The sequence below is a fragment of the Kitasatospora sp. NPDC018058 genome (assembly GCF_044327205.1).
Taxonomy (GTDB): Bacteria; Actinomycetota; Actinomycetes; order Streptomycetales; family Streptomycetaceae; genus Kitasatospora.
This window is the reverse complement of the sequence record NZ_JBIRFA010000016.1, coordinates 86910-111423: the sequence shown is the minus strand read 5'-3', so window position 1 is coordinate 111423 and position 24514 is coordinate 86910. Positions and strand designations below refer to the sequence as shown.

Genomic DNA, 24514 nt, shown 5'->3' with positions numbered 1-24514 from the left:
GGGTCGGTGCGGGACGCGCGTCCCGCACCGACCCCGACCGGCAATCGCGCACCGGCGGGGTCAGAAATCGAACAGGCCGTGCCAGACTCGGCCGCATGGAGCCCGGGACAGCGGTCCGCACAGCACGCGCGGGAGTGTTCACCGCGCTGCTGCTGGCACTGTCGGCCGGCGGCCACATCCTGCTGACCGGGACACCGCTGCCCGCCACCGTCATGGCCATCGCCGCCGTGGTGGTCTTCGGCACCGCGCTCCTGCTGTCCTCCGCCGAGCGGGCTTTCATCCAGATCGCCGTGGTCCTCTTCCCGCTCGAACTGGCGCTGAACGCCGTCTACAACGTCGGCCAGAACACCTGCGAAACCGACAGCCGCCCAAGCGGTGGCCTGCTGCCCGACCTGCTGTGCGGCGGTAGCCATCACCCTCACCCTGGAGAAGATCCGGCTCCTGGAGAACCCCGCCCACGTCCCCAGCTGCAACATCAACCCGATCATCAGCTGCGGCTCGGTGATGCGCACCCCCAGGCATCGGCCTTCGGCTTCCCCAACTCCCTCATCGGCGTCGGCGCGTTCGCCGTCGTCGCCACCATCGGGGTGTCCGTGCTGGCCGGAGCAACAGCTGCCGCGCTGGTTCTGGCTGGGCCTTGAAGCCGGCACCCTGTTCGGCGTCGGCTTCGTCCCCTGGCTGATGGACCAGACGCTGTACGAGATCGGCGCGGTCTGCCCGTACTGCATCGTCGTGTGGATCACGGATCGCCACCATCCCGCTGTTCTGGTACACCACCCTGCACAACGTCAGGCACGGGGTGATCCCGTTGCCCGCACGGTGGCGCCCGGCGACCGAACTGGCCGCCCGCAACCACTGGGTCGTCCCGGCCGTCTGGTGCCTGGTGATCGCCCTGCTCATCCTCAACCGCTTCTGGTACTACTGGCACACCCTGCTGTGAACCCGCACGGCAGCCGTGCACAGCGTTCTCGCCCGCCCCAACGGGAAGAAACGCCGCCCTGCTTGCGACTTTCCCACGGGTCACGCCGTCGGCCCGGCCTGCTTCAGGGCGCGTTTGCGACCGGGTTCGTTTGTATTCGATCGGCGCCCAAGCCGTCGGTGCCCCACCGCGCGGGAGGATTTTTCGGACGTTCTTCGGAACTTTCCCGGGCCTCGATCCGACTACCAGTGCCGGGTCCGCATCGGCTGGCCCCCTGCCCTCGGATCGTTCCAGGAGAGTTCCATGCGTTCTCGTGTTCTGTGCGGCATGGCCGCCACCGTCGCCCTGCTCGTGACGGGCTGCGGCAGCGATGGGGGCGCCAAACCTGGCGACGCGGGCGCCGCCACGGCCGCCGCGCCGGGTGCCGGGGCCTCCTCGGCCCCGGCCGTCTTCCCGGTCAAGGTCAAGGACTGTGCCGGGAAGGAGACGGTCTTCGGCTCCGCGCCGAAGAAGATCGTCACCAGCAACGCCTCCAGCCTGGAGATGCTGCTGAAGCTCGGCGCGGGCGACAGAGTCATCGGAACCGGCTTCCCGCCCGGCAAGGGCACGCTGCCCGCCGACGTCGCCGATGCCGGGGCGAAGGTCCCGGTCCTCGGTGACATGGTGATCCCGAAGGAGAAGCTGCTCGGCTCCGGCGCGGACCTGTACGTGGAGACCTTCGCCGACATGAGCGGCGGCATGGGCGGCGGCATGGGCACCGCCCCGACCGCCCAGGAGTACCAGGCCGCCGGGATCAAGCGGGTCTTCCTGCACTCCACCGCCTGCACGGCCATGGCCCCGGCCGCGGTGCAGGACCTGACCGGCGTCGAGGGCGACATCAAGAACCTCGGCCAGGTCACCGGCACCTCCGCCAAGGCCGACGCGCTGGTCGCGGACATGGAGAAGAAGGTCGGCGCCGTGAAGACCGCGCTGGCGGGCGTGGCGGCGGACAAGCGCCCCGGCTACTTCTTCTTCGACTTCGACGCGGGCACCAAGCAGCCGATGGCGGTGGGCGACCGGCAGGTGGCCAACGCGGTGATCACCCTGGCCGGCGCGCGCAACGTGTTCGGCGACGTCGACGGCGACTTCAAGCCCGTCTCCTGGGAGGACGTCGTCGCCAAGAACCCCGACTGGATCCAGCTCGGGGTGCGCAACCGGGGCAGCGACGCCGAGAACAAGAAGGCCTTCGACGACGCGGAGAAGTTCCTGCGTGAGTTCCCCGCCACCAAGGGCCTCAAGGCCGTCCAGGAAGGCCACTTCGTGCGCGTCGGTTCCGAGGTGACCACCATCGCCGGCACCCGCAACGCCGACACCGTCCAGCAGATCGCCCACACCCTCTTCCCCGACCAGGTCAAGGACGCCCAGTAGATGACCGCCGCCACCGCGGCGACCGGCCGCCGGCCCGCGCGCACCGCGCGGGCCGGCCTCGTCGCGTCCGCACTCTCCCTCGCCCTGGTCCTCGCCCTCACCCTCGCCGTCTCCCTCGGTGCGGTGGACATCCCCGTCCGGGAGGTATGGACCGTCGTCGGCCACCGGCTCACCGGTTCGGCCCCGGAAGCCGGCACCCGGGACCTGATCGTCTGGCAGCTGCGGGTGCCCCGCGCCCTGCTGGCCGCGATCGTCGGAGCCGGACTCGGCCTGGTCGGCACCGCCGTCCAGGCCCTGGTCCGCAACCCGCTCGCCGACCCCTACCTCCTCGGTATCTCCTCCGGCGCCTCGCTCGGCGCGGTCGCCGTCATCGTCCTCGGCGCCGGCACCGGCTTCGCGTTCGGCTTCGGCGTCTCGGCCGCCGCGTTCGCCGGAGCACTGGCCTCCTTCGCCCTCGTCTGGGCGATCGCCCGGCGCGGCGGCGGCTTCGCCCCCATGCGCCTGGTCCTCGCAGGAGTGGCCATCGGGCAGTTCCTCTCCGGCTTCACCAGCTTCCTCGTCCTCCAGGCCGGAGACGAGCAGCAGACCCGGGGCGTGCTGTTCTGGCTGATGGGCAGCCTCGGCGCCGCCACCTGGGACCAGCTCGCCGTCCCGACCGCCGCCGTCGCCCTGGGCTGGCTGGCCCTCCAGGGCCGCGCCCGGCACCTCAACGCGCTGCTGATGGGCGACGAGACCGCCGCCGGCCTCGGCGTCGACACCGCCCGGCTGCGCCGCGAAATGTTCGCCGTCACCAGCCTGCTCACCGGCGTCCTGGTGGCGGTCTCCGGCGCGATCGGCTTCGTCGGCCTGCTGGTGCCGCACGTGTGCCGGCTCGTCGTCGGCGGCGACCACCGCCGACTGCTGCCGCTCTCCGCTCTCACCGGCGCTGTCCTCCTGGTGGCCGTCGACACCGTCGCCCGCACCGCACTCGACACCCAGGAACTGCCGATCGGCGTCGTCACCGCCGTCATCGGCGCCCCCGTCCTGCTGTACCTCCTCGACCGGAAGTTGGAACGCTGATGAGGATCACCGTCGAGGACATCACCGTCACCCTCGGCGGGCGCGACGTCCTCTCCGACGTCGGCCTGATCGCCGCCGAGGGCGAGATCGCCGGTCTCGTCGGACCGAACGGCAGCGGCAAGTCCACCCTGCTGCGCACCGTCTACCGGCATCTGCGCCCGCACGCCGGGCGGGTACTGCTGGCCGATCGCGACGTACGGTCCATGGCCCCGGCCGAGGCGGCCCGGCACATCGCGGCGCTGCCCCAGGAGCGCGGCTCGGACTTCGAGTTCACCGTGCGCGAGGTTGTCGCGATGGGCCGGACCCCGTTCAAGCGGGCCTTCGCCGGGGACGACGAACGCGACCACGCGGCGGTGGCCGAGGCCCTGGAGCGGGTCGGTCTCCAGGCCTACGCGGAGCGCCGGTTCGCGGAGCTGTCCGGCGGCGAGCGCCAACGGGTCCTGCTCGCGCGGGCGTTCGCCCAGCAGCCGGATGTCCTGGTGCTGGACGAGCCGACCAACCACCTCGACGTCCAGCACCAGGTGGAGCTGCTCGCCCTGCTGCGCGAACAGCGCCGCACCACTCTGATCTCGCTGCACGACCTGAACGCCGCGGCCTCGCTCTGCGACCGGCTCCACGTCCTGCACGACGGCGCTCTCGTCGCCTCCGGGACACCCCTGGAGGTTCTCACCCCGGACTTGCTGGCGATGGTGTTCGGGGTGCGGGCCGCCGTGGTCGAACACCCGCTGACCGGGGATCCTCTGATCGCCTTCGACCACCGGAAGACCATGCCCGCCCCGCCTGCGGAGGAGTCACCCGTCACGGTGTGAGATCGGTGCAGGTGGCCCCCGTTCCCCCCACGGGACCGGGGGCCACCTGCACTGCCGGAGGTGGTCAGGAGGCCTCGAAGTGGCTGGGCCGGCCGTCGCGTAGCACCAGGGTGCCCTGCCGCTCGGCGTCGGCCCGGCGCATCAGCTGCCAGCTGCCGTCGGGCCGGTGGAGGACGGCGGAGTGCCACGGGGTGGTCCAGGCGTCGGGGGCGTCGAGCAGGCGGATGCCGAACTTGGCGGCGCCGCGCGGCTGGGGATGGATGGACAGGCGGACGGTGCGGGGGTGGTGCTGGGCGATGAGGTCGCCCCAGGCGCGGCTGCGCTGGATGACGCCGTAGGCGCGCTGCCGGCATTCGCGCTGGAGGGCCGACTTGGTGCCGGTGAAGTCGACGGTGTCCTCGGTGAGGAAGCGGGTGATGCCGCAGTAGAGGGCGAGGGCGTGGTGATCGCTCTTCACCTCGGCGCGCAGTTCCTCCACGGTCGGGGCGTGGGCGGCGTGGACGCGGGCGCGCTTCTCGTCGTACGGGAGGTCGCCGAGCACGTCGCGAAGGTCGAAGACGGACAGGTGGGTCAGGCCCTCGCGCCGGATCATGGCGGCGAGCTCGTCGGAGTAGGCGTCGATGTGCGGGTCGGGGACGCGGATCAGGTCGCCGAAGATGTGGCCGTCGGAGCAGATCTCCATCCGCGCGCCCGGCTCGTACACCTCGCCGACCGCGCGGCACAGGTCGTCGAGGAAGGTGAGGGAGAGCCGTTCGCCCTCGTCGGGGAGGTGACCGAGGACCTTGTCGGGGCTGGGGGACTTGCAGGGGAAGCCGGGCAGGGTGAACACGATCGGGTCACCCTGCTCGGCGAACTCGCCTATCTGGCACAGCTGTTCGGGGAAGTCGTCGACGGTGGCCGGGGTGGCGGTGTCGGTGGCCCGGCGGTGGGGCAGGAGCAGTTCCAGGATGGCGGCGCTGATCTGCCGGACGTCTCTGGACATGGGCGTGGCGGTACCGGTGGTGGTCATGCGGCTTCTCCGTGAGGGCATGGCGGGATGGCGTCCCGGCGCCCGCACCCTCCGGTGGGGGCGAGCGGGCCAGGACGCTTGAGATGGGCGAGTCGGGGCTCGCAGTGTGGCCGGGTCGGTCAGATGCGCTTGTCGTAGGCGACGGGAAGCTGGTTGACGCCGCGGGCGAGGACGGCCGGGATCCAGGTCAGGTCGTCCAGGGAGCCCGCGGGTCGCAGGCCGGGCAGGCGGGTGAGCAGGGTGACGATGGCGATCTGGAGTTCGGCGCGGGCGAGGGCGGCGCCGGGACAGAAATGGATGCCGTGGCCGAAGGCCAGGTGGGAGTTGGGGCTGCGCTCCAGGTCGAGCGTGTCGGCGTCCGGGAACTGTTCGCCGTCGCGGTTTGCGGCGCACAGCGAGACGATGACGGAGTCGCCGGCCGGGATGCGGGTGCCGTGCAGGTCGCTGTCCTCGGCGAAGAAGCGCCAGGTGGTGAGTTCGAAGGCGCTGTCGTAGCGCAGGAGTTCCTCGATCGCCCGGGGCATCAGGGCGGGGTCGTCCCGTAGCCGTTCCAGTTGGTCGGGGTGGCGGAGCAGGGTGATCAGCATGGTGGTGATCTGGTTGGTGACGGGCTCCTGGCCGGCGACCAGCAGCTGGAAGATCATCGAGTCGAGTTCCTCCTGGGTCAGCTCCTTGCGGTCCTTGGCGACGACCAGGCGGGAGAGCAGGTCGTCCTCCCAGTGCTCGCGCTTGTGGGCGACGACGTCGGCGATGTAGGTCTGCAGGCCGAGCAGCCGGGCCTCGTAGGCGGGGCGGCCCGGGTCCTGGGGGCCGACCGGCTGGACGACCTTGCCCCAGTCGCGGTCGAAGCGGGCGGCGAGCTCCGGGGGCAGGCCGATGACCTCGGCCAGGACCCGGAAGGGGTAGTGCGCGGCGAAGCCGGCGACCAGGTCGGCGCCGCCCTCGGCGGGCAGCTCGTCCACCAGGGCGTCGGCGATCTCCTGGAAGCGGGGCCGCAGGGATTCCACCCGGCGCGGGGCGAAGGCGTCCAGGACGAGGCGGCGCATCCGGGTGTGCTCCGGCGGGTCCTGGTGCAGCAGGTGCACCTGGAGCTGGGAATGCTGAGGCTCCGGCATGATCGAGGCGAGGGAACGCCAGTTGTCGTTGCCCAGACGATGGTTCTTGCCCAGGCGCGGGTCGTTGAGCGCGGCGTGGGCGGCCTCGTAGCCGGTGACGAGCCAGGCGGCGATGCCGGAGGGGAAGCGCACCCGGTGGACGGGCCCGGCGTCGCGCATCCGCCGGTAGAGGTCGTACGGGTCGGTCTTGTACGCGGCGCCGTAGAGCGGTATCGGTTCGCCGGCGGTGGCGCCGGTGACGGGGCAGCGGCCCTCGGTGCGGTCGGGGGTGGTCATGTCTGGGTTCCTCCGGGAGGGGTGGTGCGGTGGAGAGGTTCAGAGGGCGAGGGCGGGGCGGTGGTGGTCGAGCCAGAGCGCGAGGTCGACGACCCGTTCCAGGCGGAGGCGGTGGCCCCACTGGAGCTGGTCGGCGGGCGTGTCGAGGCTGGTCTTGATGACCGTCTCGTCGGCGATGTCGCGTACGTGCGGCGCGTCCAGGGCCTCCCGGGCGAGCCGTTGGAGGCCGGCGTTGTAGTCGGCGTGGTGGGTGGCCGGGTAGTGGTTCTTCGGCCGCCAGAGCACCGAGTCAGGGGCGATGCCCTGGCCGGTGTCGCGCAGCAGGCTCTTCTCCCGGCCGTCGTGGTTCTTCATCGCCCAGGGGGTGTTGAAGGCGTACTCGACGAGGCGGTGGTCGCAGTAGGGGACGCGGACTTCCAGGCTCTGGGCCATGCTCAGCCGGTCTTTGCGGTGCAGGAGTTGGCGCAGCCAGCGGGTGAGGGAGAGGTGTTGCATCTCGCGCTGGCGGTGCTCGGCCGGGGTCTCGCCGTCCAGGTGCGGGACGGCGGCGAGGGAGCTGCGGTAGGTGTTCTCGCGGAATTCGCGGATGCGCAGGTGGGCGGCGAGGTCGGGGTCGATCGGCATGGCGGCGTCGTCGCCGGTGACGAGCAGCCAGGGGAAGGTCTGCGCGGCGAGCGCCTTGGGGGTGTGGAACCAGGGGTAGCCGCCGAACACCTCGTCCGCCGCCTCGCCGGAGAGGGCGACCGTGGAGTGCTTGCGGATCTCGCCGAACAGCAGGTAGAGCGAGGTGTCCATGTCGCCGACACCGATCGGCGAGTCGCGGGCGACCACGACGGCCCGCCGGTTGTCCGGGTCGAGCAGGGCGCGCGGGTCGAGGATGACGGTGGAGTGATCGGTGCCGATGAAGGCGCCGGCCTCGGCTGCGAACGGGGTGTCGTGGCCGGTGCGCAGCACGTCGCCGGTGAACTGCTCGGCCTGGTCGCTGTAGTCGACGGCGTAGGAGCGAAACTTCGCCTCGGGGCCCTGGGTGCGGCGGATTTCGTCGGCGATGAGGGCGGTGACGACGGTGGAGTCGAGGCCTCCGGAGAGCAGACTGCACAGCGGGACGTCGGCCTCCAGCTGCGACCTGGCGGCGCGGTTGACGAGCTCGCCGATCCGCTCCTTGGTGACGTCCAGGTCGTCGTCGTGCGGGCGGGCGGTGAGCTCCCAGTAGCGGTGCTCACGGATGCCGTCGCGGTCGAGGACGAGCAGGCCGCCGGGGTGGACCTCGCGGACGCCGGCCCAGACGGTGGGGCCGGTGTTGAAGAGCAGGCTGTACGCCTCGCGCAAGCCGTCGGCGTCGACGGTGGGGGTGACCTCGGGGTGGGCGAACAGCGCCTTGGGCTCGGAGCCGAAGACCAGCCCGCCGTCGACGGCGGCCCAGAACAGCGGCTTGACGCCGAGCCGGTCCCGGACCAGCAGGAGCCGCTGCTCGCGCTCGTCCCAGATGCCGAAGGCGTACATGCCCTCCAGGTGGTCGACCAGGGCGTCGCCCCACTCCAGGTAGGCGCGGAGCACGACCTCGGTGTCACTGCGCGTCTCGAAGCGGTGGCCTCTGCTTCTGAGCTGGCCACGCAGTTCGTGGTGGTTGTAGACCTCGCCGCTGTAGGTGAGGACCACCTGCGGTTGATCGGTGCGGTCGGCCATTGGCTGGGCGCCGCCGTCGAGGTCGATCACGGCGAGCCGCCGGTGGCCGAGTGCGGCGTTGCGGCCGAGCCAGACGCCGGCGGCGTCGGGGCCGCGCAGGGCCATGGTGGCGGTCATCGCCTCGATGACGGGGGCGCTGTGGCGGACGTCCTGGTGGAAGGACACCCAGCCGGTGATTCCACACATGCGTGTGCTCCTGACGGTGAACGGGGTCGAAGAGGAGGGTTCAGGCCGTACGGGGCCCGGAGCGGCCGTGCGACGCCAGCAAGGGGACGGCGAGGCAGGCGCCGGCTGCGGCGAGGCCGAGGCCGGCGTGCAGGCCGGCCGTACCGGTGCCGCCGAGGCTCCAGGCGGCGGTGGCCAGGGCCGGACCGAGGGTGAAGCCGAGGCTGCGGGCGAGTTGGACGGTGGAGCTGGCGGTGGCCGTCGTCGCCGGGGTGGCGGCGCTCATCACGAGGGTCTGGGTCGGCCCGCCGTACAGGCCCATCCCGGCCCCGGCCAGGGCGAGGCGCCAGGCGATGTCCGGCAGGCTCCAGGTGTCGCCGAGCGGCACGAGCAGGAGGAAGCCGAACGCGGTGAGTGCGACCCCGGCGGTGGCGGTCGGCCGGGCGCCGAAGCGGTCGGCCAGTCGGCCGCCGAGCGGCCCGCCGATCCCCATGGCGAGGGGGAAGCACAGGATGGTCAGGCCGGTGGCGGTGGCGCTCTCGGCCTCGTCACGCTGCAGGTGCAGGGCGAGCAGGTAGTGGACGATCGCGAAGGCGGCCGCGACGGCCAGCACGGCCGTATTGAGCCCCACTGTCCGTCTCTCGCGCAGGACGGCCCGGACCGGGCGGCCGCCGCCCCGGCGCAGCCACCACAGGACCAGCGGAATCGCGGGAGCCGCCAGCAGCAGCCAGGCGGCCGCGTCGGCCGACAAGGTTAGCCCGAGCAGCAGCGCGGCCACGGATCCCCCGATCAGGCCCGCGTCGGCGAGCTCGGCCCGGCCGGGTGCGCGCAGGACGCCTCCGGCGGGGACGTGGCGGCGGGCGACCAGCCAGGCGGCCAGGCAGACCGGGAGCTTGACGAGGAAGATGGCCCGCCAGCCGAAGTGGTCGAGCAGCAGCCCGCCCAGGGCGGGGCCGGTGACCGCGCCGAGCGGCCCCAGCGTCGCCGGCACGCTCATCGCCCGGGCCCGCAGCTGTGGCCGCACCGAGCGCATCGCCAGCACCGGCATCAGGACGAACAGCACCGCGCCGAAGGCCCCCTGGACCACGCGCGCCGCGATCAGCACGCCGGCCCACGGCGCCGCGGCGGCGGCGACGCTGCCCAGCGCGAACCCGGCGACGGCGGTGAGCACGGCCGACCGGGTGCCGACGGCGTCCAGCCACCGTCCGGCGGGCAGGAGCAAGGCCACCAGCGGGAGTTGGTATCCCAGGACGGCCCACTGGGCGGTCTGCGCGGATATGTGGAAACCGTCGCCGATGTCCGCGAGTGCGATGTTGACGATGTTCATGTCGAGCATCGCCACGAACGACAGCATCCCGGCGACCGCGACCAGGCTCCAGCGGTCCGCCGCCTGCGGCACCTCCTGTGCCGTTGGCGCGCTCACCGGGCGATCCCCTTGACTGCGAATCTGCACCGGCGCGGAGAGCGTTCGTTGAGCCGCATACCCTGTCCTTCCTCCTGGAACCGGGCGCCGTCTGCAACGGCACCCGGCACACGAGTCGGACCGGAACCCCGGGAAGTTCCGAACACCTGCATGATTCTTTTCCGAACAGGAGAACGACCCCGAGTCGGGAGGCCCCACACGTCGCGCCGGGTCCGGCGGGCGAACCCCTCGACGGACGCACCCACAGCCCGAGCCCGCCGTCACCGCAAGGCCCGTCACCCCGTCGTCATCGGCGGTCAGCCCCAGGCGGACGCCGGAACGTGACCGTGGCCCTCTACCGCCACCCGCACCGTTGACGGACTATGGGCCCATGAGCTGCGCCGACTTCCGGGACGCGATGTCCGCCCACGTCGACGGCGAGGACACCGAGCGCCCCGGCTACCGCTCCGACCTCGACTCACATCCCGCGCGCTGCGCGGACTGCGCACACTGGCTGGCAGCGGTCCGGAGATTGAAGGAACTGGCTCGATCGGCCCGGCGCGTCCCGGCGGGCTGGTCCCTCCTGCCCTTCGAAGGGCTCGGCAGGACACCGTAGCGCGGCAGCCGCCGGCCCCGTGTACCAGAGCTGCTCCCGCACGAGTCCGGGCGGGTCGGGGCCAGGACCCGACCCGCCCGGGGAACTGCTCATCAGCGTCCTCGGAGTCAGCGGCCAGGTTCGCCGAGGCCGCCCGGCGGGACGGCCAGGGCATGCACCACCAGGTCGGGGGTGTCCTGGAACCGCAGGGTCAGCTCCAGCCGGTCGCCGGGGCGCAGCGCGGGCGGATGCGGCAGCAGCAGATCGGTTCCCTCGGGGCTCATCCGCAGCTCGCCCCGGGCGGGCACGGTCGCCGCCGCGACGGGTGTCCAGCTGCCGGAGCCGCCGCGGTGGACGTGCTCCTTGAGGACCGCCTCGCCGTCCGCGCCCCAGCGGGCCCCGGTCAGGCGGTCCGGTATGTCGCCGGGGTTGCGCAGGACCACGAGCGCGGCCGTGGGCGCACCTGGGGACGCGGGCACCAGGATCTTGGCGTCCACCGCCTGCACGGGCGCTCCCCGGCCGGCCTGGCCGGCCGCGCTCCAGGCGGTCAGCAGGACGAGGGTGGCGGCGACGGCGAGCGGTGGGAGCGCCGCCACGGCGCGGCGGCTCACCGGGTGCCCCGCCGGGCCGGAACGGGCTGCCAGGCGCGCAGGCGCAGGCTGTTGGCGACCACCAGCACGGAGCTGGCGGACATGGCGAGCGCCGCGATCATCGGGTTGAGCAGTCCGAGGGCGGCGAGCGGCAGCAGCACGGCGTTGTAGCCGAAGGCCCAGGCCAGGTTGGCGCGGATGGTGCCGAGGGTGCGCCGGGCGAGGCGGGCGGCCGTGACCAGGGAGTCGATGTCCCCACGTACCAGCGTCAGCCCGGCTGCGCCGATCGCGGCGTCGGTGCCGGAGCCCATGGCGATGCCGAGGTCGGCGGCGGCGAGCGCGGCCGCGTCGTTGACGCCGTCGCCGACCATGGCCACGCTCCGTCCGGCGGAGCGGAGTTCGGTGACCACGGCGGCCTTGCGCTCCGGCGTGGCGGCGGCGTGGACGGTGGTGATGCCGAGCTCGGCGGCGACGGCGCGGGCCGGTCCGGGGCGGTCCCCGGTGAGCAGCACCACGTCGGCACCGAGGTCCCGCAGTCTCCTGACGGCCCGCCAGCTGCCGGCCCGCACGGTGTCACCGACGGTGACCACGGCGGCCAGGCGGCCGTCGACCTCGACCAGGACGGCGGTGCGCCCTTCCTCCTCGGCCTGTGCCAGGGCGTCGCGCAGTGCGGCCTCCTGTGGTGGCGCCCCGGGTCGGCCGATGCGGACGTCATGGCCCTCGACGGTGGCCCGCACCCCGGTGCCGGCGGTGGCGGCGAAGCCGGTGGCGGCCGGGAGCGGGCCCGTCCGCTGCCGGGCCGCGTCCGCGACGGCACGGGCGATCGGGTGTTCGGAGTGGTGCTCGACCGCGCCGGCCACCCGCAGCACCTCGTCTGGGTCGACGCCCTCGGCGGGGGTGAGTCGGACCAGCTCCATCCGGCCAGTGGTGAGGGTGCCGGTCTTGTCGAGCACCACGGTGTCGATCCGGCGCAGGCTCTCCAGCACCTCGGGTCCGCGTACCAGCACGCCGAGTTCGGCGCCGCGCCCGGTGGCGGCGAGCAGCGCGGTGGGGGTGGCCAGGCCGAGTGCGCACGGGCAGGCGACCACGAGCACGGCGACGGAAGCTGTGACGGCGGCCTGGGTGTCGGCGCCTGCGCCGAGCCAGAAGCCGAGCACGCACACGGCGACGGCCAGCACGGTCGGGACGAACACGGCGGCGACGGCGTCGGCGAGCCGCTGGGCGCGCGCCTTACCGGCCTGGGCGTCCGTCACCAGGGCGGCGATCCGGGCGAGCTGGGTGTCCGCGCCAACCGCGGTGGCTCGCACGACCAGCGAGCCGCCGACGTTCAGGGTGGCACCGGTCACCCGGTCGCCCGGGGCGACCTCGACGGGCACGCTCTCGCCGGTCAGCACGCTGACGTCCACTGCCGAGCCGCCCTCGACCACCACGCCGTCGGTGGCGATCCGCTCGCCGGGGCGGACGGTGAACTCCTGACCGGGTATCAGCCATTCGATCGGGACGGTCCGCTCGTTGCCGTCCTCGCGCAGTGTCACCTCGCGGGTGCCGAGTGCGGCGAGCGCCCGCAGGGCCGCGCCGCCGCGATGGCGTGCCCGGCCTTCCAGCAGCCGCCCGCCCAGCACGAACAGCGGCACGCCGACGGCCGCCTCCAGGTACACATGCGCCTCGCCGCCGGAGGCGGTCAGCGACAGCGGCATCCGCATGCCGATAGCGCCTGCACCGCCGAACAGCAGCGCGTACGCGGACCAGCCGAACGACGCCACGACGCCCAGGCTGACCAGCGTGTCCATGGTGGCGGTGGCGTGCCTCAACCCCTGCCAGGCCCGCCGGTGGAAACCGGCGGCGCTCCAGCTGACCACTGGCAGCGCCAACGCGAAGCACAGCCACTGCCAGCCGGCGAACTGCCAGCCGGGCACCATCGACAGGGCCAGCACCGGCACCGCGAGCACGGCGGTGGCCAACAGGCGCAGCGGATCGCCGCGGTCCCCCTCCCCCTCCGCCCCGGCGTCGGTCGGCTCGTCGGTCACCGGTTCCGCGGTGTAGCCGGCCCGTTCGACGGCGGCGATCAGCTCGGCCGCGGGCAGCCCGACGGGGTGCAGCACCCGGGCCCGGCCGGTGACGAGGTTGACGCTGGCGCTGACGCCGTCCAGGCGGGCCAGGCGCTTCTCCACCCGGCCCACGCAGGCGGCGCAGGTCATCCCGCCGACGACGAGGTCGGTGACCTGGCTCTGCGCTGTGGCGCTCACCGACCGTCCTCCCCCATGCCGTCCATGCCGTCCATGCCGGGCATCCCGCCGTGTCCGCGTCCGGTCTCGGGTCCACTGGTGGTGGGGCGCAGGCCGGGGGCCACCGGGCCGACGGCGTGCCCGACGGCGTAGGAGGCGGCGAAGACGGCGGCGAGCAGCAGAGCGAAGCCCGCCAGGACAAGGGGGGGCCGGAGGGCCGGCTTGACTGTGTTCACGACCCACCAGTCGGGGCGGGCCCGGCCCGAGTTCCCGCTGTGACCGTCATCACCCGAACGACCCCGGCCGGAGCCAGCCGGTCGGGGGGGGGCGGATCGCGGCCGACCGGCCGGCGTCGCGGTGGGCGGCTGGCCTCGCCAGACGGGCGGTCAAAGGCGGTCCGCCAGGACGAACCCTGACTCGTCGACGGCCACCCGGACCCGGTCCTCGTCGACCGGGCCGGCGACGCTCACCGCCCTCGACGCCGCAGCCGTGCTCTGACCGACCACCGGCGGGGACGCCGGACCGGGCCGGGCTCACCCTCGCCGATGTCGGCGCCGTCGCCGCCACTGCCGGACCGGGCCTGTCCGGGGCCCTGTAGGTCGGCCTGGTCGCCGCCATGGGCTACGTCTGGCGTCCCGCTCTACGGCGTCCACCACCTCGCCGGGCCGAATCGCGTCAGCGCCACGGAACGGGCGGAGACCGCCGCGACGCCGAGCGCCACGATGCCCACGACGTTCCAGGCGAGCGTGGCGTACTCCAAGGCGAAGCCCCGGCGGAGCAGAGCGGCACGGCCGGTGTCGTTCACGGCCACCGCCCGAGTCTCTCAGGTCGCCCCGAGGCGCCATCGGCCCGGTTACACAGCGCATCCACTGCGGCAGGCGCTGGCCTACCGCCGGTCAGGTGCCGTGTGTGTCGGGGGGACAGCCGATTTCGGCTGTCCCCCCGACGGAATCGGTTTGCCGGCTGAGTCAGCTCACTGTTACGTCGTCGTACAGCGTGTACGTCGAGTCGCCGCTGTAGTTGTCGTCGTGCGAGGTCAGCGTGAGGGTGTAGGAGTGTCCCGTGGTCAGGGCGCTGCTGGCCTGGGTCCAGCCGGAGCCGGTGGCACAGGTCTTGGCCAGGACCGTGGCGGTGGTGTTGGTGGTGTTGTCCTTCAGCGTCGCCGTAGCCCAGTCGTAGCTGACCGTGTCCGGGCAGGTGACGTTGTACCAGAAGTGCAGGGTGCCGCCGCCGGTGGCGGTGAACGTCTGCGACGCGGAGGAGTCACCGTTGGTCGGGCCGGTGCCGCCGAGCTGGGCGGCGTAGGTGCCCGAGTGCGCACCGGAGTTCACGACCGTCGCGGTGCCTGCGGTGGTCCAGCCGGAGTACGAGCCGGTCTCGAAGCCTCCGTTGGCGATCGGGTTAGTCGGAGGGGCCGAGGCGCTCAGCGCGACATCGTCGTACAGCGTGTACGTCGAGTCGCCGCTGTAGTTGTCGTCGTGCGAGGTGAGGGTCAGGGTGTAGCTGTGCGCCGCAGTGACCGGGGTGGACACCTGGGTCCAGCCGGAGCTGGCGGCACAGGTCTTGGCCAGGACCGTGGTGCTGGTGCCGGCGGTGTTGTCGGCGAGGGTGGCGGTGGCCCAGTCGTAGGTCACGCTGTCCGGGCAGGTGACGTTGTACCAGAAGGACAGCGTGCCCATGGTGGATGGCACGGTGAAGGTCTGTGCGGCGCTGGAGTCACCGTTGGTTGCCGTGGTCGACCCCAGTCGTGCTGCGTACGTGCCGGAGTGGGCACCGCTGTTGACGACCGTCGTGGAAGCGCCGGAGGTGGTCCAGCCGGTGAGGTTGCCCGTCTCGAACCCGCCGTTGGTGATCCCGGGGCCGGCGGTGCCGTTGACCGTCAGCGAGAAGGTGGTTGTGTGAGTCGTTGAGGTCCCGGCGCCGGTGACGGTCACCGTGTACGTGCCGGCCGGCGTCGAGGTGGCGGTGCTGATGGTCAGCTGGGACGTACCCCCGGCTGACACCGAGGCCGGGTTGAACGACGCGGTGGCGCCCGCGGGCAGGCCGGAGGTCGACAGGTTCACCGTCTGCGCCGAACCGTTGGTGAGCGTGGTGGAGACCGTGGTGGTCAGCGAGCTGCCCGGGTTGACCGCACCCGAGCTCGGCGAGACGGCGATGGAGAAGTCGTTGCCGACGGTGCAGGTCGGGTCGCCGGACTGAACTGGGACGCTGACGGCGTCCCATGCGGCCTTGACCGTGTCGAACTGGGCGCAGGAGGGGTCGAGGTTCTTGGCCGCCTGCAACGTCCAAGTGCGGTACATCAGGTACGAGCTGGCGGAGTTCTTCATCAGCTGGGCGTTGTACAGGATCTTGAGGGCGTTCTGGATCCCGATGCCGGTGACGGTGGAGCCGTTGCAGGTGGGGCTGGTCGGGCCGCCGGCGGGGTTGGAGCCCTGCGCGAGCAGGTAGAACCAGTGGTTGCCGGGGCCGGCCGCGGAGTGCACCTCAGCGCTCGGAATGCTGCTGGAGTAGCAGTTCGGGTCGTTGTTGACCAGCGACGGGTTGTACATGTTGCGGATCGGGCCGCTGCCCACCAGGTTGACCTGGTCACCGACGAGGAAGTCGGGGACAGCGTACGGGGACGGCTCGTTGATGAAGAACTCGGTCGAGGCGCCGTAGACGTCGGCGATCCATTCCTGGGTGCCGTTGCCGGAGATGCCGCCGGGGGTGTGATCGTCGATGCCGTGGCCCATCTCGTGGGCGAGGACGTCGACGGCGCTGATCCACTGGTTGGCGTTGTTGTGTCCGACCTGGACCTGGGTGCCGTCGTAGTAGGCGTTGACGTCGGCCAGGCCCACGCGAATCGGCCAGGCTCCGCCGTTGCCGTCCATGCCGTTGCGGCCCAGCCACTGCGAGAGCATCCGGAACTCGCCTTGCGCCACGTACTCCGCGTCGACGCAGCCGGTCTCCTTGTTGGTGGCGTCGCCGTTGCCCCACGTGTCGGTGGACTTGGTGAACGTCGTGTTGGTCGCGGCGTCCTGACACGGCATGTTGGCGATGTTGGTGGGGCTCATCGAGAACGTGCCGCCGGAGGACGTGGTGTTGATGGTGAGCGGCTCGGGGCCGTTCCAGGCCCCGGTGCCGCTGCCGTGCATCACGTGCTCCTGAGTGTGCAGCACGGCACCGGTGTGCGCGTCGACGTCCACGCTCAGCCGGCTGTAGCCGTCGTCGCCGACGCCGTCCACGGTGGACTCCCACGCCAGGGAGGCCGGTGCCGTGCCCAGCGCGTACACCACCAACCGGGTGCCCTCGACCTTGGACACCGACTTCAGCTGCGCCGACGCCACTGATTCGGCCCTGGCACTGCTGAGGGTGGGACTGACCGACAATGTGCCGATCGGGTGCTCCTGGGCGACGGAGTTGAACATGACCTGGCCGGCGCTGTTGGTGACGATCACGAAGTCGCCGCCGATCACCGGAATGCCCGAGTACGTGCGCTCGTAGGGCACGTACTGCGTACCACCCGATGAGGCGACCTGATGCCGGGTGAACTGTTCGTTCGCGCTGGAGTGCAGGAACGCCGGACGGCTGGCCACAAGCTCGTCGGCGTTCTGGGCGGCCAGCGCCTGAGACGAATCGGATGTGGGCGGCGGCACTGCCGCGGTCGATGTCCCGGCGGCGGTCAGAGCGGCGATCACGAGTCCGGCGGCGGAGAGCGCCGCTGTGCCGGATCGGCCTATGCGGCGGCGATGAGCGTTTCTGGCATGAGTGTGCAACTGACGGCCCTCCCATATGGGGGTCGGAGCCTGGTGCGTGGGCATGCCTTCGTAGGGCTGCCGGTTGACGTACAGGCCCGAAGGTGGGGGAACGCGCACGTGCAGACGGGCCCAGACAGCTCGGCAGAGGTTCGGGACGTCAGCAGCAGCTGGTGACGGGTGCTCAACCGATTGGGGCGCCATGGGCATGCCGCGGGTTGGTGCTGAGCGCCTGTTGCGTCCAGCTGCAGAAAGGTAGCGGAGCGCGAACGGGCGAACAAGGCTGTTTCGGCGCCTCGATGAGCCATGACAAGGCGGGCTGTCGCCACTGGCGTCCTTGCGCCGATCCGCCGGCCGGTCGTCAGCGCTCGGTCCGCGCACTGACGCTGTGCCCGAACTCATGCTTTACCCACGGCAATGGACGCGGGCCGCGTAGGCGTTCGCTCAGCCCGCTGAGGCCGGTGCGGGGTTGGCGATCAGGTGGATGCGGTCGTAGTCGAACACGTTGCGGCTCGTCGAGGATGGGCCGATGCGGCGCAGACTCGCCAGCTCCTCAAGGTGCTCAAGATCCGTGTCGAGACCGGCGAGGCGCTCATCGACGGGTGTCGCGAGGGGAGCGACGACGTCGCCCCCTCCCCATCGCCGGCCGGGTCCCTGAACACGGCCGTCCGCAGACGGTGGGATGCCTGTGTCCGGTCTCGATGTGGCAGTACGCGTCATCATCCGTCCAGGGCGCCGCTCGACTCCGACTGCAGACCCCGAAGCACCCGTGTGCCGAGTCGTCGAGTCACGCGTTCCGTGAGGACTCGGCATAGACCGGTGGCCAGGCACGACACGAGGTCCTGGGAGCATGTCGGCCCCGGAACCACCACTGGTGCTGTCAGCGATCCAACGATCGGCCTCGTGGGTGATGCGGATGGGAACTGCCGTGAGCAGGGCTGCAGTGAGCACGTTGCCGATGGTCGGCGCATTGTTATGGGCGATCAAGATCGTAGCGACCACCCTGGGGGAGTCGGTCCGTCCGCCGCGGCTGTGCCCCCGCCCCCGGACCGGGCGCCGATGGGGTGGTGTCCAGGGGGCACACGGCGGGAGCAACCTTCAGGAACGCCCGCGGCCCGGGCAGGGGGCGGGCCGGGACGGCTGGGTTCAGCCTCGAGCGGGGTGGGTGAGGGTGTGCCAGGCGTTGTAGCCACCGATGAGGTCGGAGATGTCGGTGTGACCGTGGTGGCGCAGCAGGCTGGCGGCGATGGAGGAGCGGTGGCCGCTGGCGCAGTGGACGACCAGGGGGCGGTCGGTGGGGATCTCGTTCAGGCGGCGGGGGAGGTCGGCCAGGGCGATGTGCAGGGATCCCTCGATGAATCCTGTTTCGCGTTCGCCACAGCTGCGCACGTCCAGGACAGTAGGGGGCTGCTCGCCGGCGAGTGCGGTCCTGAGCTGGTCGGCAGTGAGGCGGCTGGCGGGGGTGACCTCGTCGGCCAGGGCGGACAGGGCGCTGCTGGGGCTGCGCAGGTAGCCGGCGATGCGATCGAAGCCGATGCGGGCGAGGCGGGTGATGACCTCGTTCTCACGGTCCTGCGGCGCGATGATCGCGATGGTGCTGTCAGGGGTGAGGACGGTGCCGGCCTGTTCGGCGAAGCGGCCGTCGATGGGGACGTTGATGGCGCCGCGGATGTGTCCCGCGCCGAAGTCCTGGGGGCTGCGGGCGTCGAGGACGACGGCGCCTGCGGCGCGGACTTCCTTGAAGCCTTCGGGGCACAGGGGGCGGTCGGCATTCGTGCGGTCGAGCAGCGGGTGGTCCTGCCGGTTGAGGGCGGCGTCGTGGCCGAAGTAGGCAGGGGTGGCGGGCTGACCGGCGGCGACGATGCGGACGAAGGCGTCCTCATCCATGGGCTGGCAGGCGTAGTTGGTCCGGCGCTGTGTGCCGATGGTGGACTGCTTCTCGGTGGAGAGGTTCTTGCCGCAGGCGGAGCCGGCGCCGTGAGCGGGGAAGACGCGGACCTCGTCGGGCAGGGCCATGAGCTTGCGGTGAACGCTGTCGTAGAGCATGGCGCCGAGATCCTCGGCGGTGACGCCGGCGGAAGCGAGCAGGTCGGGGCGGCCGACGTCGCCGATGAACAGGGCGTCGCCGGTGAGTACGCCGTAAGGGGCTTCGTCGGTCGCATACTCGTAGACGAGGATGCTGATCGACTCGGGGGTGTGTCCGGGGGTCTCCATGATCTGGAGGGTGACGTCGCCGAGGGAGACGCGTTCACCGTCGGTGAGGTGGCGGATGGGGTACTCGGTTTCGGCACGGTGGCCGTAGCCGATCCAGGCGCCGGTGCGGGCGGCGAGTTCGAGGTGGCCGGCGAGGAAATCGGCGTGGAAGTGGGTGTTGATGACGCCGACGACGGTCAGGCCACGCGCCGTCACGTCGGCGAGGTACTCGTCGACGTCCCGGCGGGGGTCGACGATCACAGCCTGGCCGGTGGTCTCGTCGGCGATCAGGTAGGACGCCTGGGAGAGGCAGTCAAGGTAGTACTGACTGAAGATCACGGGGTGTCTCCTTCGTTGGGGTCTGACCAGCTGGCCACACACTCAAGCATACCCCTGGGGGTATCTATTCCGACGGGCGCAACCGCCCGGCCCGCCTCTGTCGAGGTACGGCTCCCTACGATCGGCCACGTGGCCGCCGACGCCGATACACGAACCTGCTGGAGCCGCTCCCCTCTTGCCCTATCACGCGGCGGCGGTGCGACCGAACCGTCCTTCCCCCTCGATATCCGGGCTCCGTGAATTCGGTTGATCACCCCAGGGGGAACCCGTGCATGGCCCTGAGCTGGGGAGGATCCTCGAACTCGCGATAACTGGGCGAAGTACACGGGGGACCCTCCTGAGCGGCGTCGGGCGTCGCAGCGCGGTCGCGGATACCGAGATACCCCCCTCGGTATATGGGCCAGCATACGACCTCCGGGTCGATACGGGCGGGGGTATCGCCGAACAATTTCGACAATACCCCCGGGGGTACTATGGTGGACGTCGAGGGGGAACCGGCCGCCGCCGGACCGGACACCGTCCGGGTACGGGCGGAGCCGAGGAGAGGCCCGTGCCACCGCCACCGCCCGTTCGGGCACCCGCGTCGCGCACCGCGGCACCCCCGACGCGCCGGACCACTGCGGTCCGGCCCGCATCACTGGAGGAACCCATGTCCCCGCTGCCGTCCGCCCCCGGGCAGACCACCCCCACCCAGGCCCATGAACTGGCCCGCACCGGCGCCGCCGTGCTGCTCGACGTCCGCGAGGCCGCCGAGTTCCGTGCCGGGCACGCCCCCGGCGCGCTGCACCTGCCGCTGATCGGCCTGGCCGCCGGAGTCGAGCTGCCGCCCGAGGCCACCGGCCGGACCGTCCTCGCGATCTGCCGCTCCGGAAACCGCTCCCAGCGGGCGGCCGAGCTGCTCGCCGCGCGCGGTGTCGAGACGCTCAACGTCGCCGGGGGCATGGGCGCCTGGCAGCGGGCGGGCCTGCCGGTCACCACGCCCGACGGCGGCGCCGGACACGTGATATGACCACGCTGATCCTGGCGCTCGCCGCCGGCGCGGTGGTCGGGCTGGCGCTCGGCGGACTCGGTGGCGGCGGCAGCATGCTGGCCGTACCCGCCCTGGTCTACCTGCTCGGCTTCTCCCCCGCACTGGCCACCACGGCGAGCCTGGTGATCGTCGCCGCCACCTCGCTGACCGGCCTGCTCGCCCACGCCCGGGCCGGGCGGGTGCGGTGGCGCACCGGCGCGCTGTTCGCCGCCGCCGGACTGCCCGCCGCCGCGGCCGCCGGGGCACTGTCGGCCCACCTGCCGGGCGCACTGCTGACCGGCGCCTTCGCGGTACTGGCGGCGCTCGCCGCCTGGCGGATGCTGGTGCCGCCCAAGGCGGAGCGGCAGGAACGACCCGCCGCCGGAGCGGGCCGCTCGACGGCGGCCGGCGCCGGACTCGGTGCGGTCACCGGACTACTCGGCGTCGGTGGCGGCTTCCTCGCCGTGCCCGCGCTGGTCTCGGTGCTCGCCTTCACCATGGCCGAGGCGGTCGGCACCAGCCTGCTGGTCATCACCGCCAACTCCCTCGCCGCCCTGCTGCCCCGCCTCGGCACGACCGGCGCGATCGACTGGGCCGTGGCCGCGCCCTTCACCGGCGCCGCGATCCTCGGCGCCCGGGACGGCAAGCGGCTCGCCGACAAGCTCAGCGGACGCACCCTGCAGCGGGCCTTCGCGATCGCCCTGCTCGCCGTCGCCACGCTGATGCTGGTCACCACCCTCGGCTGACCCGCTCCCCTGCTCCGGCCACGGCCGGTCCGCCCATCCATCCCGAGAGGACCCCCACTCCCAGGGCGGCGTCCGGTTCGGCCGCGTCCATGACGTCGACCCGCCGTGCGCGCACCGGCACCGCCGCGCTGGCGGAGAGCAGGGCGGCCGTGCGGCGGGCGGCCTCCAGGTCGCGGTCGGCGATCACCAGTTCCTGGACGCCGGGGAGCCCGGCGACGGCACGGGCGGCGACGCGGCCCACCTCTCCGGCTCCGCCGAGGGCGAGCACCTTCATGGTCGGCATCCCTTCCGCTGGTTGATCGGGTTGACGGAGGTCGGGAACGGCCATGATGATGAATCTATCGCCATAGTTACGAACGTATAATTGCTGAACCTTTTGCGAGGGCGCCTATAGCTCGGCGGTCGCACCCGCCACGGACGGCGCCTCCTCCTCCGGCACGGCGGGCTCCGGCAGGGTGCGGAACAGCGCCCAGCCGAGCACCGGCATCGCCACCAGCGGCAGCAGCGCCGTCCGCAGCGAGGTGGCGTCCGCGACCGCGCCGATCAGCGGGCTGACCAGGCCGCCGATGCTGACCGTCAGCCCGAGGGTGATCCCGCTCGCGGTGCCGATCCGGGACGGCAGGTAGTCCTGCCCCAGCGTGACCTGCAGCGAGAACGGCGCGTACAGACCCGCCGAGGTGAGCGCCGTGAACAGGTACAGCGCCGGCCCCGGCACCAGCAGCACCCCGGCCACCGCCACCGCCGCGACCAGGTACGACCAGCGCGCCACCGCGACCCGGCCCCACCGGTCCGCCAGCGCGCCGCCCAGCACCGAGCCCACCGCGCTGCCCGCGTACAGCACCACCAGCGCCGCGGTGCCGGCCGCCGTCCCGCCGCCGAGGCGCTGGGTGGCGAACAGCGACAGGAAGGTGCTCAGGCCGATGAAGACGATCGAACGGCACACCACGGCCAGCGACAGCTTCACGAAGGAGGCCCGGTCGTCCCGGCCCGGCTTGCGCGCCGCACCCGCCCCGGCGGCACGCCGCCGCGCCAGCTCGCGCAGCACCGGCAGGCACAGCGCGGCGCCCGCGAGGGCCGGCACCGCCAGCAGCGGGGTCAGCCGTAGCCCGCCGGTGCCGACCACGGCGGCGACCAGCAGCGGCGCCGCCGCGAAGCCCAGGTTGCCGCCCAACGAGAACCAGGCCATCCCCCGGTGGCCGGCCCCGGCCCCCTGCGCGACCGAGCGGGCCACCCGCGCCGACTCCGGGTGGTACGCGGCCACCCCGACACCGGACAGCGCCACGCAGGCGAGCGTCAGCCCGTAGGAGCCGCCCACCCCGCTGAGCGCGATGCCCGCGCCGCCGAGCAGTGTGCTGACCGGAAGCAGCCAGGGCAGCGGCCAGCGGTCGGTGAGCATCCCGAACAGCGGCTGCGCGACCGAGGAGAGCAGGGAGGCGGCGAGCACCACGCCCGACACGGCGGCGTAGCCGTAGCCGCGCTCGGCCACCAGGAAGGGCACCAGGGCGGCGACGGCACCCTGGTAGACGTCGACGCAGGCGTGTCCGACGGACAGCAGCGTGATCGACGTGTGGTACAGCAGGCCGGTCGGCTTCTCCGACGCTTCTTCTGACGGTGGTTTCAGCACCCCGCCATGCTGGGGTCCGCGCCCCCGGTCGCACTTCCGATAATCTGCCAGCTGATGTCGAAGATCCGCCACGATCCCGTCGCCCCGACCCGCGCCCAGCTGCTGCCCTCCGGGACCGGGATCGACGCCCACCGCCACGACGACCACCAGATCGCCTACGCCGCCCGCGGCGTGGTCGCGATCACCACCGATGCCGGCTCCTGGGTCGCCCCCGGCAACCGCGCGCTCTGGATCCCGGCCGGCACCATCCACGCCCACCAGGCGCACGGCGACCTCGAACTCCACCTCGTCGGCCTGCCCGCCACCGAGAACCCGCTCGCCCTGGACCGGCCCACCGTCCTCGCCGTCGGCCCGCTGCTGCGCGAACTGATCATCGCCTACACCCGCGCCCCAGAGGACGACAGCCCCGAACGCTCCCGACTGCGCGCCGTCCTGCTCGACCAGCTGCGCGCCTCGCCCCGGCAGCCGCTGCACCTGCCCACCCCGACCACGCCGCTGCTCCACGCGCTGTGCGGGCTGCTGCACGAGGACCCGGCCGACCGCCGCACCCTCGCCGAACTCGGCCGCGCCGTCGGCGCCAGCGACCGCACCCTCTCCCGGCTGTTCCGCGCCGACCTCGGGATGACCTTCCCCCAGTGGCGCACCCAGCTGCGGCTGCACCACGCCCTGGTACTGCTCGCCGAGGGTGTGCCGGTCACCGCCGTCGCCCACCGCTGCGGCTGGGCCTCGGCCAGCGCCTTCATCGACGTCTTCCGCCGCACCTTCGGCCACACCCCCGGCGGCCCCCCGGCGCGCTGAAAGCCCCGGTTGTCCGTCCCGGGTGGCAGGCTTGGGGGCATGTGCGGCCGCTTCGTCTCCACCACCACGCCCCAGGACCTCGTCTCGCTGCTCGGAGAGCTCCGCTGGGACCCGGCCGAAACCTTCGCGCCGAGCTGGAACGTCGCGCCCACCGACCCGATCCCGGCCGTGCTGGAACGCCTCGACCGGGAGACCGGCGAGGTGCTGCGCCAACTGCGTCCGCTGCGCTGGGGGCTCGTCCCGTCCTGGTCCAAGGACCCGTCCGGCGGCGCCCGCATGATCAACGCCCGCTCCGAGACCGTCGACACCAAGCCGGCCTTCCGCAAGGCCTTCACCGCCCGCCGCTGCGTCATCCCCGCCGACGGCTACTTCGAGTGGCGCGAGGTCCCCGCCACCGCCGACCACAAGAAGTACAAGCAGCCGTACTTCCTCAGCACCGGCGGCGTGATGCTGATGGCCGGCCTCTACGAGTTCTGGCGCGACCGCACCCGTGCCGACGACGACCCGCTCGCCTGGCTCGCCACCGCCACCATCATCACCACCGACGCCACCGACGCGGCCGGCCGCATCCACGACCGGATGCCGCTCACCATCGCCCCCGACGACGTGCCCACCTGGCTCTCCCCCGCCCACACCGACCCGGCCGACCTCCACCACCTGCTGCGCCGCCCCGCCGACGGCGCCCTGCGGGTACGCGCCGTCCCACCCACCGTCAACAGCGTGCGCGCGCCCGACGGCCCGGAGCTGCTCGACACCGCCCCCGACCCGCTGGGGCTCGCCGACTGACGCCCCTCCCGCCGCTGATTCCGCTGAC

Annotated in this window: 21 protein-coding genes and 1 pseudogene; 10 read left to right on the top strand and 12 right to left on the bottom strand. The window is 72.4% G+C overall.

The genetic code is table 11. The annotated features are described in order from the left end of the window. Nucleotides 1–375 precede the first annotated feature (375 nt). The 5 genes and pseudogenes from ACH4E7_RS23270 to ACH4E7_RS23250 all read left to right on the top strand — a co-directional run. Nucleotides 376–684, top strand: a pseudogene (locus ACH4E7_RS23270) (vitamin K epoxide reductase family protein); the annotation flags it as partial. 124 nt (nucleotides 685–808) lie between these two features. Beyond that, the gene (locus tag ACH4E7_RS23265; RefSeq protein ID WP_396250930.1) at nucleotides 809–940 is read left to right on the top strand and encodes a hypothetical protein; all 132 of its coding nucleotides are present in this window, start codon (nucleotides 809–811) and stop codon (nucleotides 938–940) included. A 282-nt stretch (nucleotides 941–1222) separates the two neighbouring features. Then, nucleotides 1223–2326 (top strand): ABC transporter substrate-binding protein, encoded by a 1104-nt coding sequence (locus ACH4E7_RS23260; protein ID WP_396250929.1) that lies wholly within the window; start codon nucleotides 1223–1225, stop codon nucleotides 2324–2326. Further along, complete coding sequence (locus ACH4E7_RS23255; protein ID WP_396250928.1) at nucleotides 2327–3385, top strand: FecCD family ABC transporter permease; 1059 nt, start codon at nucleotides 2327–2329, stop codon at nucleotides 3383–3385. Further along, the gene (locus ACH4E7_RS23250; protein WP_396250927.1) at nucleotides 3385–4194 is read left to right on the top strand and encodes an ABC transporter ATP-binding protein; all 810 of its coding nucleotides are present in this window, start codon (nucleotides 3385–3387) and stop codon (nucleotides 4192–4194) included. The genes ACH4E7_RS23255 and ACH4E7_RS23250 overlap by 1 nt, the downstream gene beginning before the upstream one ends. Before the next feature lie 64 nt (nucleotides 4195–4258). Here the strand turns inward: ACH4E7_RS23250 and ACH4E7_RS23245 are convergent, their stop codons facing one another. From ACH4E7_RS23245 to ACH4E7_RS23230, 4 genes are all read right to left on the bottom strand, one after another. After that, entirely contained in the window at nucleotides 4259–5203 is a 945-nt protein-coding gene (locus tag ACH4E7_RS23245) for an L-tyrosine/L-tryptophan isonitrile synthase family protein (protein WP_396250926.1), read from the bottom strand. Nucleotides 5204–5322: 119 nt separating this feature from the next. Next, nucleotides 5323–6594: a cytochrome P450 gene (locus ACH4E7_RS23240; protein ID WP_396250925.1), complete on the bottom strand. Its 1272-nt coding sequence runs from the start codon at nucleotides 6592–6594 to the stop codon at nucleotides 5323–5325. A gap of 39 nt (nucleotides 6595–6633) precedes the next feature. Then, nucleotides 6634–8466, bottom strand: a complete 1833-nt coding sequence (gene asnB / locus ACH4E7_RS23235) for an asparagine synthase (glutamine-hydrolyzing) (RefSeq protein ID WP_396250924.1) — start codon at nucleotides 8464–8466, stop codon at nucleotides 6634–6636. A gap of 40 nt (nucleotides 8467–8506) precedes the next feature. Next, nucleotides 8507–9868: an MFS transporter gene (locus ACH4E7_RS23230; protein ID WP_396250923.1), complete on the bottom strand. Its 1362-nt coding sequence runs from the start codon at nucleotides 9866–9868 to the stop codon at nucleotides 8507–8509. Between the two features lie 370 nt (nucleotides 9869–10238). Here ACH4E7_RS23230 and ACH4E7_RS23225 point away from each other — a divergent pair, with 370 nt between their 5' ends. Next, entirely contained in the window at nucleotides 10239–10463 is a 225-nt protein-coding gene (locus ACH4E7_RS23225) for a hypothetical protein (protein ID WP_396250922.1), read from the top strand. Between the two features lie 107 nt (nucleotides 10464–10570). On the opposite strand, the gene ACH4E7_RS23220 is transcribed toward ACH4E7_RS23225, so the two are convergent. The 6 genes from ACH4E7_RS23220 to ACH4E7_RS23195 form a co-directional block, all read right to left on the bottom strand. Then, on the bottom strand, nucleotides 10571–11053 hold the full coding sequence (locus ACH4E7_RS23220; protein WP_396250921.1) for a copper chaperone PCu(A)C: 483 nt from the start codon (nucleotides 11051–11053) through the stop codon (nucleotides 10571–10573). Further along, nucleotides 11050–13230, bottom strand: coding sequence for a heavy metal translocating P-type ATPase (locus ACH4E7_RS23215; protein WP_396251060.1), 2181 nt, complete (start codon nucleotides 13228–13230; stop codon nucleotides 11050–11052). The genes ACH4E7_RS23220 and ACH4E7_RS23215 overlap by 4 nt, the downstream gene beginning before the upstream one ends. 44 nt (nucleotides 13231–13274) lie before the next feature. Next, nucleotides 13275–13493, bottom strand: a complete 219-nt coding sequence (locus ACH4E7_RS23210) for a hypothetical protein (protein WP_396250920.1) — start codon at nucleotides 13491–13493, stop codon at nucleotides 13275–13277. 404 nt (nucleotides 13494–13897) lie between these two features. Beyond that, nucleotides 13898–14068, bottom strand: coding sequence for a hypothetical protein (locus tag ACH4E7_RS23205; RefSeq protein ID WP_396250919.1), 171 nt, complete (start codon nucleotides 14066–14068; stop codon nucleotides 13898–13900). A 157-nt stretch (nucleotides 14069–14225) separates the two neighbouring features. Continuing rightward, nucleotides 14226–16745 (bottom strand): M4 family metallopeptidase, encoded by a 2520-nt coding sequence (locus ACH4E7_RS23200; RefSeq protein WP_396250918.1) that lies wholly within the window; start codon nucleotides 16743–16745, stop codon nucleotides 14226–14228. A 1392-nt stretch (nucleotides 16746–18137) separates the two neighbouring features. Beyond that, nucleotides 18138–19523 carry a rhodanese-like domain-containing protein gene (locus tag ACH4E7_RS23195; protein ID WP_396250917.1) on the bottom strand — a complete coding sequence of 462 codons (1386 nt, stop codon included), beginning with the start codon at nucleotides 19521–19523 and terminating at the stop codon, nucleotides 18138–18140. Between the two features lie 649 nt (nucleotides 19524–20172). On the opposite strand from ACH4E7_RS23195, the gene ACH4E7_RS23190 reads away from it, so the two are divergent. Beyond that, a complete protein-coding gene (locus ACH4E7_RS23190; protein ID WP_396250916.1) occupies nucleotides 20173–20532 on the top strand; it encodes a rhodanese-like domain-containing protein in 360 nt (119 codons plus the stop codon). Next, nucleotides 20529–21278, top strand: a complete 750-nt coding sequence (locus tag ACH4E7_RS23185) for a sulfite exporter TauE/SafE family protein (RefSeq protein ID WP_396250915.1) — start codon at nucleotides 20529–20531, stop codon at nucleotides 21276–21278. Before ACH4E7_RS23190 ends, ACH4E7_RS23185 begins: the two co-directional genes overlap by 4 nt. Here ACH4E7_RS23185 and ACH4E7_RS23180 read toward each other — a convergent pair. Then, nucleotides 21262–21552 (bottom strand): hypothetical protein, encoded by a 291-nt coding sequence (locus ACH4E7_RS23180; RefSeq protein WP_396250914.1) that lies wholly within the window; start codon nucleotides 21550–21552, stop codon nucleotides 21262–21264. The two genes, ACH4E7_RS23185 and ACH4E7_RS23180, sit on opposite strands and share 17 nt — an antisense overlap. Nucleotides 21553–21666: 114 nt before the next feature. Then, complete coding sequence (locus ACH4E7_RS23175; protein ID WP_396251059.1) at nucleotides 21667–22857, bottom strand: MFS transporter; 1191 nt, start codon at nucleotides 22855–22857, stop codon at nucleotides 21667–21669. Between the two features lie 99 nt (nucleotides 22858–22956). On the opposite strand from ACH4E7_RS23175, the gene ACH4E7_RS23170 reads away from it, so the two are divergent. Together ACH4E7_RS23170 and ACH4E7_RS23165 are read left to right on the top strand one after the other, a co-directional pair. Next, a complete protein-coding gene (locus ACH4E7_RS23170) occupies nucleotides 22957–23700 on the top strand; it encodes an AraC family transcriptional regulator (protein WP_396250913.1) in 744 nt (247 codons plus the stop codon). A gap of 39 nt (nucleotides 23701–23739) precedes the next feature. Continuing rightward, on the top strand, nucleotides 23740–24486 hold the full coding sequence (locus tag ACH4E7_RS23165; protein WP_396250912.1) for an SOS response-associated peptidase: 747 nt from the start codon (nucleotides 23740–23742) through the stop codon (nucleotides 24484–24486). The last annotated feature ends 28 nt before the right edge of the window (nucleotides 24487–24514 follow it).

Excerpts from the sequence above, each read along its gene's own strand:
- ACH4E7_RS23260 (WP_396250929.1), top strand. The coding sequence starts at position 1,223 with ATGCGTTCTCGTGTTCTGTGCGGCATGGCCGCCACCGTCGCCCTGCTC.
- ACH4E7_RS23255 (WP_396250928.1), top strand. The coding sequence starts at position 2,327 with ATGACCGCCGCCACCGCGGCGACCGGCCGCCGGCCCGCGCGCACCGCG.
- ACH4E7_RS23250 (WP_396250927.1), top strand. The coding sequence starts at position 3,385 with ATGAGGATCACCGTCGAGGACATCACCGTCACCCTCGGCGGGCGCGAC.
- ACH4E7_RS23245 (WP_396250926.1), bottom strand. The coding sequence starts at position 5,203 with ATGACCACCACCGGTACCGCCACGCCCATGTCCAGAGACGTCCGGCAG.
- ACH4E7_RS23240 (WP_396250925.1), bottom strand. The coding sequence starts at position 6,594 with ATGACCACCCCCGACCGCACCGAGGGCCGCTGCCCCGTCACCGGCGCC.
- asnB (WP_396250924.1), bottom strand. The coding sequence starts at position 8,466 with ATGTGTGGAATCACCGGCTGGGTGTCCTTCCACCAGGACGTCCGCCAC.
- ACH4E7_RS23225 (WP_396250922.1), top strand. The coding sequence starts at position 10,239 with ATGAGCTGCGCCGACTTCCGGGACGCGATGTCCGCCCACGTCGACGGC.
- ACH4E7_RS23215 (WP_396251060.1), bottom strand. The coding sequence starts at position 13,230 with ATGACCTGCGCCGCCTGCGTGGGCCGGGTGGAGAAGCGCCTGGCCCGC.
- ACH4E7_RS23190 (WP_396250916.1), top strand. The coding sequence starts at position 20,173 with ATGTCCCCGCTGCCGTCCGCCCCCGGGCAGACCACCCCCACCCAGGCC.
- ACH4E7_RS23185 (WP_396250915.1), top strand. The coding sequence starts at position 20,529 with ATGACCACGCTGATCCTGGCGCTCGCCGCCGGCGCGGTGGTCGGGCTG.
- ACH4E7_RS23180 (WP_396250914.1), bottom strand. The coding sequence starts at position 21,552 with ATGAAGGTGCTCGCCCTCGGCGGAGCCGGAGAGGTGGGCCGCGTCGCC.
- ACH4E7_RS23170 (WP_396250913.1), top strand. The coding sequence starts at position 22,957 with ATGTCGAAGATCCGCCACGATCCCGTCGCCCCGACCCGCGCCCAGCTG.
- ACH4E7_RS23165 (WP_396250912.1), top strand. The coding sequence starts at position 23,740 with ATGTGCGGCCGCTTCGTCTCCACCACCACGCCCCAGGACCTCGTCTCG.